This is a genomic window from Deltaproteobacteria bacterium, assembly GCA_016931625.1.
In the GTDB taxonomy this organism is placed as follows: Bacteria; Myxococcota; XYA12-FULL-58-9; order XYA12-FULL-58-9; family JAFGEK01; genus JAFGEK01.
This window is the reverse complement of the sequence record JAFGEK010000176.1, coordinates 1-13578: the sequence shown is the minus strand read 5'-3', so window position 1 is coordinate 13578 and position 13578 is coordinate 1. Positions and strand designations below refer to the sequence as shown.

General features: G+C 41.5%; 12 protein-coding genes. 1 reads left to right on the top strand and 11 read right to left on the bottom strand.

Features of this window, described 5'->3' with window-relative positions; genetic code table 11:
- Positions 1 to 410: 410 nt before the first annotated feature.
- The 10 genes from aroQ to pilM form a co-directional block, all read right to left on the bottom strand.
- Positions 411 to 845 carry a type II 3-dehydroquinate dehydratase gene (gene aroQ / locus JW841_15225; protein MBN1962286.1) on the bottom strand — a complete coding sequence of 145 codons (435 nt, stop codon included), beginning with the start codon at positions 843 to 845 and terminating at the stop codon, positions 411 to 413.
- A gap of 77 nt (positions 846 to 922) precedes the next feature.
- Positions 923 to 1462, bottom strand: a complete 540-nt coding sequence (locus JW841_15220; GenBank protein MBN1962285.1) for a tetratricopeptide repeat protein — start codon at positions 1460 to 1462, stop codon at positions 923 to 925.
- A gap of 59 nt (positions 1463 to 1521) precedes the next feature.
- Positions 1522 to 2409, bottom strand: coding sequence for a hypothetical protein (locus JW841_15215; protein MBN1962284.1), 888 nt, complete (start codon positions 2407 to 2409; stop codon positions 1522 to 1524).
- Between the two features lies 1 nt (position 2410).
- Complete coding sequence (aroB, locus tag JW841_15210) at positions 2411 to 4195, bottom strand: 3-dehydroquinate synthase (protein ID MBN1962283.1); 1785 nt, start codon at positions 4193 to 4195, stop codon at positions 2411 to 2413.
- A 2-nt stretch (positions 4196 to 4197) separates the two neighbouring features.
- On the bottom strand, positions 4198 to 5370 hold the full coding sequence (aroC, locus tag JW841_15205) for a chorismate synthase (GenBank protein MBN1962282.1): 1173 nt from the start codon (positions 5368 to 5370) through the stop codon (positions 4198 to 4200).
- Positions 5371 to 5408: 38 nt separating this feature from the next.
- Positions 5409 to 8513 carry a type IV pilus secretin PilQ gene (pilQ, locus tag JW841_15200; protein MBN1962281.1) on the bottom strand — a complete coding sequence of 1035 codons (3105 nt, stop codon included), beginning with the start codon at positions 8511 to 8513 and terminating at the stop codon, positions 5409 to 5411.
- A gap of 23 nt (positions 8514 to 8536) precedes the next feature.
- Positions 8537 to 9079 carry a pilus assembly protein PilP gene (locus JW841_15195; GenBank protein MBN1962280.1) on the bottom strand — a complete coding sequence of 181 codons (543 nt, stop codon included), beginning with the start codon at positions 9077 to 9079 and terminating at the stop codon, positions 8537 to 8539.
- The gene (gene pilO / locus JW841_15190; GenBank protein MBN1962279.1) at positions 9076 to 9666 is read right to left on the bottom strand and encodes a type 4a pilus biogenesis protein PilO; all 591 of its coding nucleotides are present in this window, start codon (positions 9664 to 9666) and stop codon (positions 9076 to 9078) included. The genes JW841_15195 and pilO overlap by 4 nt, the downstream gene beginning before the upstream one ends.
- 3 nt (positions 9667 to 9669) lie before the next feature.
- Positions 9670 to 10227 (bottom strand): PilN domain-containing protein, encoded by a 558-nt coding sequence (locus JW841_15185; protein ID MBN1962278.1) that lies wholly within the window; start codon positions 10225 to 10227, stop codon positions 9670 to 9672.
- A 3-nt stretch (positions 10228 to 10230) separates the two neighbouring features.
- The gene (gene pilM, locus JW841_15180; protein ID MBN1962277.1) at positions 10231 to 11292 is read right to left on the bottom strand and encodes a type IV pilus assembly protein PilM; all 1062 of its coding nucleotides are present in this window, start codon (positions 11290 to 11292) and stop codon (positions 10231 to 10233) included.
- Positions 11293 to 11454: 162 nt separating this feature from the next.
- Between pilM and JW841_15175 the strand changes: the two genes are divergently transcribed.
- Positions 11455 to 12432 (top strand): hypothetical protein, encoded by a 978-nt coding sequence (locus JW841_15175; GenBank protein ID MBN1962276.1) that lies wholly within the window; start codon positions 11455 to 11457, stop codon positions 12430 to 12432.
- A 32-nt stretch (positions 12433 to 12464) separates the two neighbouring features.
- Here the strand turns inward: JW841_15175 and JW841_15170 are convergent, their stop codons facing one another.
- Positions 12465 to 13346, bottom strand: coding sequence for a GGDEF domain-containing protein (locus JW841_15170; protein MBN1962275.1), 882 nt, complete (start codon positions 13344 to 13346; stop codon positions 12465 to 12467).
- Positions 13347 to 13578 lie beyond the last annotated feature (232 nt).

Below are 13578 nucleotides of genomic sequence, written 5' to 3'. Positions count from 1 at the left end.
ACTCCTTAAATAGTTGTGGACGTATTGCTGTCACAACTTGTAACAACTCAATACGGCAAGTTGAGTTTTAATAATTGTTAGGGGGTGTCCCTAATTTTGGTTCCTAATTTTGGTTCGAATCGGCTCAAGCTGTTACCACAACTTTGGTTAGCCCGTCGATAGCTCTTCGTGAAAAAAAAACAAATTTATTCAGGGGGTGTCCCTAAATGTTGGACCGAGAAATTCACAAAAGCCGCGTGACAAGGGCCACGCGCGCAAAAAAATCATGCCGAGGCTTGCTGTTGGCAAGTCGCAGGCAGGATTTTATAAGCACGTGGGCTGCAAGTAGCGGATTTTGTGAAGATCGACGGGAGACATTTAGGTACACACCAAAAATATTATTGCTACGCGTTAAACCATCTACTGCAGTATTATCGACGCAATATAGCTATTATACCGCGCAAACCTAATTCATAAGATAACGGCCCAAAACCACAAGCAATTCCTTTTGCAACATCACTTAAATATGAATGGGCGCGAAATGATTCACGTGCAAAGATATTTGAAACATGCACTTCAATAAACGGAATCGCCACTGCAACCAACGCATCGCGTAAGGCAACTGAAGTATGGGTTAAACCACCAGCATTTATAATGATGCCATCACAACAACCACGCAAAGCGTGAATAGCATCAATTAAAATTCCTTCATGATTTGACTGTATACTTTTTACCTCTACAGATAATTCATTAGCAATTTTAACTAACTCAGCATCAATTTTTGCTAATGTGGTACTGCCATAAACCCCAGGTTCTCGTTCACCAAGCAAATTGAGATTTGGCCCGTGAATGACGACTATACGCAGTGACTTTTTCAAGGGTGTTTGGCACCGTTTTTTGGTCGTAGGTCTACTATTATTGTTGCGGCGTGATGGCGCCATGTTTAGCTAAGTTCCTTAGCAATTGGACCATTGGCCAAACGCATAAGGTAACGCGCTTTGCCAATTAACGCCGATGGTTTAAGCACAACCGCCAAAAAATATTCATCTGTTAAAAGCCGAAATACTGTCGTCATTAACTCACCGCGAATCAGCATTTCTACAAGCGGCCCGGTGAAAGATTGCGTGCTATTGTGACGTAATTGCTGAGTTGCCGATGAATACTCAACCAACAACGTCGGTAGGTCGATTTCAATACCACCAACTTGATAGGTATCGATGGCAATACCGTCAAACCCCATAATAGTGCAAGCTACGGCGCCAGGGGTTGCATCGACAATATGTTGAATATGTTCACGAAAACCCATGCTTGCTCCTCTATCTGGGGCCAATATACTAGTAAGTTCGCTTATACGAGCTTGTACGTTGGCATTGTTTGGTTCACGAGATAGAACTTCACGATAGATTTCCAATGCTTGTTCGATATGACCTTGCTTATAATGAAGCTCAGCCATAGTTACAGTATTCCAAGTTAATTCAGCCACGTTTTCCTTGGGTAAAACTAGTAAAAAATAGAGTCAAGCTAATATAGCATAGATTAAAACTATGTTGAGCATTCAATTTTAACACATTTTGGTGTTTTCACTCGTTGAGCAGGCAAACAAGAATTTGTCAAATCAATAACACTTCCTTCATAAGCTGATGTACCATCACCACAATCGTTAACATAAGTAGGTGAAGCACCACAGTCATTAATTATACACCCAACACAAATATCAACAGGAAATAAAAACCAATTTGAAGAAACGGGATCACCACTTTGGTTTTTGCCAATTGCTTGCGTCAATAATAAAATTCGATCAGAACCAGTTAAAGGAAAATCTCCCCAATAATTGGTACTTACAGTTAAAGGCAGACTGAAAGGTAATTGATTTGTTGAGGTAGTTTGTTTTGGCGCTTCAGCAATTGCAGCAGGGAAAAAACCAGAGCCATAAATGCCGGGCGCTTGCAACGCCTCGAGATCCAATACCAAAACAGTAACTGCGAGTTTTCCACCACCCGCTGCAATATTAGCGGCACTGGCAATAAATGATTTTTGGTCTTGAGGCAATTCATTACATTTAAATGGGGTACCATTATTGGCACTACCATATCTTTCATAATTGCTTGCTAAATCCCAACACATATTAAAACCAATAATATTAACATCATTAGTTGATGAACGTACGTCACGATCAAAAAGGGTAGCGGGATCTTCGCTCGGCGTTATCATATTATTAACCAAACGCATGGTAAAAGAATAAGCACCCTGAGAAAACCCGCCATATCCATGAGGGTCATAAAATCCAGAGGGCAGATAATAGGTTGTATCCGCGCTAAATTCACAACTATCATTAGGTGCTGGCGAATCAAGTATTTGCAAAGACGCACCTTTCTCGGCACCGCAAGCACTCAATGCAAAAACTCCAAACAATGCTAGCTGTCGTAGCATTTTAGCCGCTCCTGCTCTTAATAAAAGATACTAAGTCATCAAGTTGCACCGAAGAAAATTTATATGACCCAATAGTTGTTACAATAGGCAACTTTACCGTTGAACCTTGGCGTTTTTTATCAAGACCCATAGCCGCTAGATCAATAGTTGCTTGACGCCAATCAGTTGGCGCACCCAAACTTTTTAAAACTTTTGTTAGTGGCGCTACAACATCGCTGGCAATCCCTGTGTCTTCTGCCCATTCTGCTTCTGCAATCATCCCGAGCGCCACAGCCTCTCCATGCAAGAAGCGATACGATTCACCTACTTCAATAGCATGACCAATAGTATGACCATAGTTTAGCACAGCACGCTCACCATGTTCATGTTCATCACGCGTAACTACTCCTGCCTTTAAAGTAATAGCACGAGCAATATTTCGTGCTAATGATTTTGGTTCAAAAGCAAGCAATGCCGGGGCCTCATTTGTTAAAGCTTGAAAAACCTCACGATCAAGCGTGGCCGCCATTTTTACGGCTTCAACAATACCGGCAACATGTTGTCGTAATTGCTGTGTTGCTAAATGTGTTGCTGCAACTAACACTGCACGCGGTGGATAAAAGGTACCAACTAAATTCTTACCTCGTGGAGTATTTACTGCAGTTTTACCACCAACGCTTGAATCAACTGCAGCCAGTGTTGTCGTTGGCACTTGAATTACCGCAATGCCACGCAAAAAAGTTGATGCGACAAAACCAGCTACATCACCAACTACACCTCCACCTAACGCCACTACCGCATCACTTCGAGTTAATCCTGCTGTAAGTAGTTCATCATAAAGCAAACCTGCGGTATCCAAGGTTTTTGAAGTTTCGCCTGGCAGAAATGTATGTAAAGTTACTTGCTTATTTTGTGCGGCTAAGCTGTCACGTAAAGCTTGGGAATGTAATTTAGCTACAGTATCATCAGAAATAATGGCTATGCGGGTACCTTCTGCAACTACTGCAATCGCCTGCGCAATCCATAGCCCTGCATCATGCCTTAATTCTACTGGATAACTGCCCGTTGTCGTATGAACTCGTAGTAAAGCCGTACCATCAGGGTTTTGTCCTGAAACGGCTACTATTTCATCAATAGATTCATCTTTATTCTCTAACATCTTTGCTTCCTTAATTTTACCTTGCTGCGAATCACCCCTTTTACTGACCATCACTTTTGCTTCAAATCGATTATCATGCTTTGGTAATCGCTCACGACGTTCTAAGGCCGCCAAAATTTCAGCGGCTACTTCTTCACATCCAGCATTATCAGTATTTATGACAATATCACTTTGCTCGTAGGCGAGATAACATTCGTTTAGCAATCTTTTTATAGTGGCTAAAGGATTTGAGCCTGAGAGTATTGGTCTTATCATTCTACCACTACCTGAGCCAGCACCTATACGAGTTAATATTACTTCTGGACTAGCTTTTAAATAAATCGTACGAGCAACCGCCTGCACCCAACCACGCATCGAAGCATCAACAAAAGTACTGCCACCGGTTGCTATAACAGTTGGTGTGTTTTTTTCTAACACTTCACGTAATGCCGCTCGTTCATAAGCGCGAAAACCAACCTCGCCATGCTCACGAAAAATTTCAGTGATAGAACGGTTTGCCGATTTACTAATAACCGCATCAAGATCAATAAATGTAGCACCTAAACGCTTAGCTATAGTTTGACCAATGGTCGTCTTGCCAGAGCCCGCAAAACCAACGATGGCTACGTGTCGCCGCTCACCGCTGTTATCTTTGCGAACTCGCACCATAATTATAGTTGATCCAATCCAGTAAGATAGCGCTGGTAACTTGCAGTGACTTCTTCAATAGTATCCCCCCCAAAACGCTCAAGAAATGCTGTCGCTATCACCCATGCTACTGCTGCTTCACAAACAACCGCGCATGCAGGTACCGCAACCGAGTCAGTGCGCTCCTTTCCTGCATCAACTACTTCATGAGTCACTAAATCTACAGATTTTAGGGGCCGAGCCAGCGTCGGAATTGGCTTCATCACTGCACGAACAATAATGCGCTCACCATTTGATAGGCCACCTTCAATACCACCAGAGTGATTAGTAGTATGTCGATAACGTTTTGTTTCAAAGTCATAAATAATTTCATCATGTGCCTGTGAGCCTGGTATAGTGCCAACAAGAAAACCATCGCCGATCTCAAAGGCTTTTATAGCTGGTATACTCATCACCGTTTGTGCCAGACGCGCATCTAAACGTCGATCCCATTCAGCAAAATGCCCAAGTCCTGGAGGTACACCAGTGGCAATGACTTCAACGCGTCCACCTAAAGAATCGCCTTGACTGATGGTACTGTCGATCAGCTTCATCATCTCCTGACTAGCGCCATCGTCAGCACATCGTACTTGTGAAGCTTCACAAACTTTACGTAAATTTGCCAGATCAGCGGTATCCGGATTAGCGTTTACCGAACCAATAGCTAATACATGTCCTAATACATCAATGCCATGCGTAGATAAAATTGCTTTGGCAATGCTACCGACAGCCACTCGTGCTGCTGTATGTCTTGCACTGGTACGTTCTAAAATATTACGCACATCTTTTTGCTGAAACTTTAACGCCCCAGCAAGATCAGCATGTCCAGGGCGCGGTCGCACTAAAGAAATATCTGGCACTTCTGCATCAGGCGCTGGTGGCTGAGGAGACATTGATTTTTCCCAATTGATATAATCATGGTTATCAATGGTAAAAGCCAAAGGCGTGCCCATTGTACGACCTAAGCGAACACCAGATCGAATAACTGCTTTATCGGTCTCGATCTTCATACGTTCACCGCGACCGTATCCTTTTTGGCGTCGAGCTAAATCGCGGTTTATTTCTTCACTATTAATTTCAAGACCCGCAGGCAAACCCTCAATAATTACAGTTTGCCCGGGCCCGTGTGACTCTCCTGCTGTTAACAAACGCAACATAATACTCCTAAAAATACAGAGCTATCGTAACCATATGGTTACATGCCCTCTGAAGATGGTGACTCTGTAGCTGGGCTAGTATTGCCGCTGCCTACCGACTCACCTGGTGCTGAAATCGCTGGTGCTTCTGGCGTACTACTTATCGTAGCTGCAGCATCACTAATCAAAGCTGACTCGCGATTGACAATACGTGGTGTAATAAAAACCAGCAACTCCGCACGTCGATCTTCATTGCGTTTTTTCTTAAATAGCCAACCAATTATTGGTATTTTGCTAAAAAATGGTACTTCTGCATATGTCTCAGAAGTATTGCGCGTATAGATACCGCCAATGACGGCAGTATCGCCATCGCGCACCATAACTTCAGTTTCTGCTGATTTTTTAACAATAGTTGGATCACCGCTGGCGCCCCGGTTGGCAAAATCAGGTTCATTTTTTGAAGTTTTAAGCCTTAATAATACGGTGCCGTCATTAGTTACATGAGGAGTAACTTCGAGTTCGAGATTTGCCGGAATAAATCTCGTATTGGTACCAGCAGCCGATGTCGTACTTATCGGAATGTCAACACCCTGTGCAATTTTAGCAGTACGATTATCAAGCGTCGCGATTCTAGGTGAACTAATAATTCGACCTGTGCCATTAGTTTCTAGCGCTGAAAGACGCAAACTTAACAATTGCCCACCGCCGGCAGAACCAAAAATAAATCCGAGACCACCACCAGAGCCTGCGCCGATTGCGGCTGGTAAATTAACCGCAAAGCGACCCGGATTAATTGTCCCAGTATTTACTGTCTGTTGATCATCTGCCGCACCCGAAGCAATAACTTCACCAGGAAACGTCAAACCAGTAGAATTGCCATATTGAGAAGAAGCTTGCCCAGTACCTCCCCACTGAATTCCAAGCTCTTGAATATAATTGCTTGAGGCTTCGACAATTCGCGCCTCAATAAGAACTTGTGGTGTTTGTCGATCTAAACGACGGGCAAGACTTACTATGCGTTTAATGTTGTCACGTAGGTCTTCAACTACAATGGTATTGGTACGATCATCAACTTGAATAGAACCACGTGGTGAAAGCATGGGTTTTAGTTTTTCAAGCAGTTCTTTGGCAATGGCATAGTTAATCGTAATCATACGAATAACTGTTTCACCGGTTTCAATTAAAACTTTACGTTTGGCAATATCACGTTCACGTTCTTGTTGAATTTCAGCGGCTGTTGAAATTCTTATAATGTTATTATGTCTCACTTTATCAAAACCACGTGATTTTAAAATTGTATCAAGTGCCTGTTCCCAAGGGACATTGCGTAAATTAACTGTTACCTTGCCTTTAACCGCCTCAGAAACTATAATGTTTTCTCCGGTAACATCGGCGATAAATCTAATTACATTTACTAGATCAGCATCCTTAAGTCGCATATTTACCCGTTTATGCGATTGTTTTGGCATACTATTAGCTAAAGTTGTTGCTCCTGCTGCAAATGCTGCGGTTTGTGGAGTCGCACTAGTAGCAACTGTTTTGCTATCTTGCCCTTCAATTTCCCAAACTATGGTTTTGCCATGCTGAGATAGCTTTTGTGAGGCCTGACTGCCGCCTTGAAGATTGGCAACAATATTTACCATTGGTGGGTCTTGCGAAGATTGAAAAGTTGAAACCATCTTTACCGTCGTAGCATATGCTAAAGTATCAAGACTGCGTTCGAGTTTTTTAGGTAATGTAGTATCGCGTAGTTGCATTACCCAATTTCTACGTGAGCGATCATCAACCATCACTGTTGGGATTGAAGATAATTTTATTACGATACGCGCTTTATTACCTTGACGTTCAAAACTAACATCTTGCACTTTTGCAATATGAGTTTTAGTGATAGGTAAAACCGCGGTGGCGTTCTTAACGCTTGCGGTGTTCTTCTCTGAAGTTCTTGCACTAATACTAACCGACAGCCCTTTACTATTGACCTTTATCTTAGGTTCAATTTCAAAACGGTTAAGATCAATAACTACGCGGGTGGTAGTGTTATGATCACCCAAACGTACTCGTTTTGCCCAAGGAACATTAACCTTATAAGTAGTACGTCGCGTATTACGTTTGGTGTTAGGCAAATCAATAACCAAACGTGGGGGATTATCTATATGTTGTTGTTTAAATATAGGTTCGCCGTTTAAACTAATAAGTATGGTGCCACCGGCAGCTTGGCTTACTGATACACCTGAACAACGTAATATTTTTGCATTACTATTAAGTTTCTTATCGCTTTTTTGAGAAAAAGTTGCTGATTTGTCTTTTACCTTGGTATTAGTTGTTTCATTTTTAGTAACTATAATCTGTTTTTCATCAGTTTCTTTTTTGCTTTTTACTTCAGCCTTTTCGTCTTGCTTAGTTACTTTAATGTCTTTAATTTCTGCGTTGGTTTTTACTTGTTCATGTTTTGTATTTATGGATGCTATTTCAACATGAGCAACCTCTTGTTTAGTATTAGAGGTATCTGATTTATGTCCGCTGTTATTCTGATTTTGATCTATTTCACCACTACTATCAGTTTCTTTACTTAGTAGACCTCTGTTTGATTGATCTTCAACAGGTGTGGCGATTGGTTGCTTAGTATCTTTGATTGCTGCACCAGTAGTTACTAAAACTGCATTACCATCAGCGACGACCTGATATGGTACATCAGAATCGAAACCAATAATAACTCGTGCAATATAAAGACCGTTAGCGTTAAATTGTCGGGTGGCAATTTGACTTACAATACCATCTTCAACATCAATCGGTCCTTTTATTTTGGCAATACTGCCACCAGAAATATCAACAACAATCCTCATAGGATCAATCAAACGAAATACTGTAAAAATTGGAGCAGTTTCTGTTTGAATACGAATTAATCTACCAGCCTCTTGCTTCTCAATTTTAATGTCTAATAATTCGTTACGGGTTGCAGCATTAACATTATTTATACTGATAGATATAATTATAATTAATATACTGAGAAACATCGCACAGTTAATCCGGCGCAAACCTAAGTTGCATGCATTTGGTTTTTGCTTAACTTTACAGACTTGCGATTTCGTAGTGAAGAATTCGTTAAATAGTTTAGCACAACCCTTTAAAAATACGGCGACAGTTGTCTTGCTGCGCATCGCCATAGCAACTCTCCTCATCAGTAACATTAACGATCCCTTCCAATATTAAGCTCTGGCTGCGGTAGCTTAATAGTTATGGGGACACGTACTTTATCACCAGTAGGTGTAAGAAATTCTTCAGTAACAATAATTCCGTCATTACTTACCCGAGTTACAATTCCGCCACGTTTGCCTAAACGTGTGCCAATTTTAATTGCATGTCCCTTACCTTCAGGATCTTCGACCATAGCTCTAGGTTGTGATGTGCCGGTAACTACTCCGGTTAAACGATATTGATCGAGCTCAAAGCTTTCAGTTGGTTCTCGATGGCGCTGTATTGCACCACGTGATGACGCTTCCATTTCAGCAAGATAAGAATAAAATGGATCACGTTTTCCAACCGGTGAATAGGAATATGGCTGTTTTTGTTCTACAGTTGTTTGTAGCAGCGTTGTAACTTTTGGCGCTTGTTTAGCAGTTGTCACATTAGCAGCTTTTTGTGGTTCTTCACTACAGCTAGCTAATAATAAAACTGACCAGCAACTAAGTATTGCTACGCTAAATGATAAGTAGCTACTATTAACTTTCATTTACCCTCCCCCGGCGCAACCTTATCAAGAAATCGATAGGTTTTTATCATAAAAGTACTCTCAAGTATTATTTTTTGATTAATCGTGCGCGGATTAATCAGCGATAAATTGCTTACATTTAATATACGATCGAGTTTTCCCATCGAATCTATAAAAGTGCCAATCTCATGAAAAGAACCATGAATTTTTACATCAAATAGAATCTCCGCATAAAAATCTTTAGGCTGCTCCCCTGTAGGAGCGAAACGATCAATCTCTAAGCCAGCTTGTTTAGCTTTGCTGCCAATTTGCGCCAGCAATTGCGGTACATCAGGATCATCAGGTAATTGCGAACGCGCGGTATTTAGGCTTTGTTGTAGTTCCTGCAGTCGAGCCTCATATCTTTGTAAATTTTCGACATACGCTTGTTTCTCAGCACGCTCAGTTTCTAATTGGGTGTATTGCTGTTGTAGCGCTTCATATTTTTGCGACTGACCAGAATAAATAAAGTACCAATGTCCAACTAATATTAACAATGTAATAAGCGCAAATACGCCAATACGTTGTCGAATTGGTATTTTGGCATAGCGAACGAGAAAATCTTCCATAAGTCATCCCGCCGCGTAGTTGGCTTTACAAACCATAATCCACGTAAGATATGGCACACCGTTTATCTTTTGCGCGGTTACTACATTCAGCCGCACTTGTGAAAAAATCTTTGACCTTTTAGTTAAGGCAATTTGAAATTCTGAAATATTTTGTTCCTCCATCGCCCCTCCTTCGAGGGTCATGGTCCCATCTTTCTCAACCAGTTTGGTCAGCCACACTTTACGTTCATCAGTAAGAATCGCTGCAAGGTCATCGAGCATTTTTGCCGGACCAATTTTTTTTAATTTTAATTCTTCAATTACCTTAAGTTTGCGTTCAAGTAATTCTGCTTTTGTTTTAAATTCTTGAACCCTTATTACGTCTTTCTTCACCGTCTCCATCTCAGCGCGTACCGTATCCACTCGTTCTTGCATGTCACTAATTTTGGCAGTCTCTACCGTCCACCAAGCAAACAAGCCGGCAATAATCACCACCAAAGTACCCGACATAATCAGCAGCTCTTGACGTGCTGAAACTTGGCGCCGCGCTGCGCGCACCGGAAGTAGATTGATGCGCATCATAACTTATGAGTCTCCTGGAAAACGTAAAGCTAAACCAACAGCTACCGCCGCAGTTGGCCCCATTAAACGGGTGTATTCACGATCTCCATCTGCAATCACTATTTGACGGAAAGGATCGGCGACAATAATCGGTATCCCCATGCGTTCTTCAATAGCTTTAATCAAGATACTTAAACGAGCTGAACCACCAGAAATGTAAATTGCTGCTGGTGCTGGATCAGCACTAGTGGCAACATAAAAATCGATTGAACGTTGAATTTCAGTGGTTACCGACTCAGCAATTGAGCGTATAGCTCGATCAACTTCTTGTGGTACAACCATATCAACGTTATTTGTTTTTTCTGCCCCACTGCCTATCTTTAACGCTTCAGCTTCTTCACGGCTGACTGACAGTTGCTTTTGAATCTCTTCGGTAAAGGTATTACCCCCAACCGTTAAATCACGAGTGAAGGTTGAAATACCACGTGCCACAATATTGATATTGGTTTTTGCTGCACCAATATTCACCAAAGCATAGGTTTTTTCTGGCTGCATTTCATAATTAGCTTCAAACATATTTTGCACTGCAAATGCATCAATGTCGCAAATTACTGGCTCAAGACCTGCTTCAATAACTACTGAAGTATACTCATTAACATAATCTTTTTTAGCCGCTACCAAGACCACATCCATATGGCCTTTTTGCGAACTTTCTTGATTAACGATCTGCACATCAAGATTCACGTCATTTATATCAAATGGAATAAATTGCTCAGCTTCCCATTGAATTTGATCTTCAAGCTCTTCTCTGGTCATTTGCGGCAAGGGAATTTTTTTTATGATTACTGAATGGCCCGAAATTGCAATCGCTGCCTGTTTAACTTTAATACGATGAGCTGATATTAATTCGGTAATCGCCTCAACTACTCTAGCTGAATTCATTAGCGCGCCATCGACAATGGTCTCAGATGGCAAAGGTACAATACCAAAACGCTCAAGCATATAAGTTCGTTTTGAGCGTGCAAGCAGACAAAGCTTTACTGCGCTGGCGCCAATATCTATTCCTAAACATAGTTTGCGTGCCACGTTTTGTGGGCTCCTTCTCGCACTATCACCTCAATTTTATATAGTGATAGACCCCCAGTTTAGAACGGTTGAAAAATCTAGCAAGAAATTGGCATCTTTTAGGTAAAACAACTATAAACTTGTGGCGACTCATAGCCTTTTGTTAAGCTAAGATACTAAGCGATGATTGCCACCATATCGGCAGAAGAACAGTTAAGACGCGAAATATCAGGACTAGCAGTCGATGATATTTTAGCATTGTGCTACGCGCTGCAGCAACGCAAACAGCACTTAAATAGATTACGCCTATATTTAGATATACTACGACAACGTAGTGGTGAACGCGCACAATTTGCTAGCTCTTTAATCTGTTTTGACTTGGCTCGCCAAGGAGATATTTCTGCACAGCGTGATTTTACTTTTCTGACTGACACACTGCGTATAACCGCAAAAAATACCGAACTGGTTAACCAACTTACTCAGGGAGATCCCTATCTTAGCTACATATGGGACCTATGTCGTACTCAACTCGATGAACTTGATGAGCGTTTTAGTGATTCAATTGACGATAATGCCGAAAATGAACCAGTACGAACTTTGTCTTTACTTTCTGATGTCGACTTTACTGAAGAACTACCTGATCTTGATATTGATGATGCCACAATGCGTCAACGTTTCGAACGCGCGCTTGAAACGTTTTTAGGAGGGGTGCCTGGCTATCCAATATTTGATAGTGAATCAGGTTTTCGTATGCGCACTGGTCACGATATTGAGCGCATAGAAAATTTCTTGCACGAATTAGAATCATTACGTGATTTTGTTAAAAATGCCCGAGGTTATCGAGCTCTAGTTTTGCTTTTTTATGGAACGCATATGCGCTCACGTAATCTTTTTGGCGTAATAAATGCGCGCAAACAAGAATTACTGCGCGCTGGTTTAATTGAATTCACCCAAAGTGGTCATTTGGTTGCTGATATTGCTGGAGTATTAACACCTCTGCATGCCGATCCCAGTGTTTGGATAAAACTTACTGATATCATTCAAGATTATATTGGATATTGTATTAATGATCCTGAGGCCGCTAAAAACGGGCCGGCAGGTTATGATGCTGTTGGACGCCTAATTAGACGTGAACATGGACGCAGTCGTGAACGCCGATAGTACATCATATCATAACAATTTTGGAGGGCCCCCTAATCGAGGTTACGAGAACTAGCCCGTTGATAAGTAACTGATTTAGCCGCATGTGTACTCTGCCATACTACAACTTGTGCCTTACCATTATCTTTAGCTTGATACATTGCAGTATCCGCTGGCACTAGTAAGTCATCAGGAAAATCAGGAGGGTTATCAAAATAAGCTAAACCAATGCTGGCACCAAGACCACAATCAGGAAAGCGCTGCGCCAATTCACGTATATGTTCTAGTATTCGTTCTGCAATATTTTGTGAGTCAGTTAATGACAAACCAATAAATAATATACCAAACTCATCACCGCCAAGACGAGCTGGTAGGTCACCAGCACGTATAGTTTCACGCAGAGCCGTAGCAATTTGAGCAAGTAATTCATCACCCACAGCATGACCATGACGATCATTAATATTCTTAAAATTATCAATATCTATATAGGCTAAACACATTGGACGAATTTGCCGATGTGCGCGCGCAATTTCTAATTCTACTGCTTCACGAAAACCACGGCGATTTTGCAATCCAGTTAAGGGATCCGTTCTCGCTAAAGTAGCCTCATCCGCAAGCAACCGTTGCAATCGCTCGTTTAATGAGGTTAGGGTTTCTCGACTACTACGTAATCTAGCAGTAAGTACGCCAACTGATACAAAAAGAATCAGACCAGTAGAAAAGTTCCAAAGCGAAATACATAGGTAATCATTATTATCGTTGTGTCCAGCTACATCTGCCAACAACCAAGAAATGCTGGCAGCCAATGCCATTGTGATAGATGACTTGGCGCCAAAACGAATACCGCAAGCTACTACGGGCACTAAATAAAATAGCTCAACGCCATAATCAGGGCCGGTTTTATAGTCGATCAACCCGATGCCAGCTACTAGCATCAAAGCGAGTGTGTTCCAAAATTTAGTCCCAAAAGGCCGCATGGCTGTTCCCTAACAGTCACTACGCCAAAATTTTCGTCGTACTAGTAACCATATTCGTACCCAACCTGACAATCACTTAGAGGCTAGATAAATTAAAAATAAAATTGAACACTATAGAATACATCGAGATGAAAAACTCTGCTGAGTTAAATCGATCGCTACTCAAAACAAATATAAAAGAATATATAAA

Bases quoted from the DNA above. Each gene is read 5' to 3' on its own strand.
- pilQ (MBN1962281.1), bottom strand. From the start codon at position 8,513: ATGGCGATGCGCAGCAAGACAACTGTCGCCGTATTTTTAAAGGGTTGT.
- JW841_15170 (MBN1962275.1), bottom strand. From the start codon at position 13,346: ATGCTAGTAGCTGGCATCGGGTTGATCGACTATAAAACCGGCCCTGAT.
- aroC (MBN1962282.1), bottom strand. From the start codon at position 5,370: ATGTTGCGTTTGTTAACAGCAGGAGAGTCACACGGGCCCGGGCAAACT.
- JW841_15215 (MBN1962284.1), bottom strand. From the start codon at position 2,409: ATGCTACGACAGCTAGCATTGTTTGGAGTTTTTGCATTGAGTGCTTGC.
- JW841_15195 (MBN1962280.1), bottom strand. From the start codon at position 9,079: ATGAAAGTTAATAGTAGCTACTTATCATTTAGCGTAGCAATACTTAGT.
- pilO (MBN1962279.1), bottom strand. From the start codon at position 9,666: ATGGAAGATTTTCTCGTTCGCTATGCCAAAATACCAATTCGACAACGT.
- JW841_15185 (MBN1962278.1), bottom strand. From the start codon at position 10,227: ATGATGCGCATCAATCTACTTCCGGTGCGCGCAGCGCGGCGCCAAGTT.
- JW841_15175 (MBN1962276.1), top strand. From the start codon at position 11,455: ATGATTGCCACCATATCGGCAGAAGAACAGTTAAGACGCGAAATATCA.
- aroB (MBN1962283.1), bottom strand. From the start codon at position 4,195: ATGGTGCGAGTTCGCAAAGATAACAGCGGTGAGCGGCGACACGTAGCC.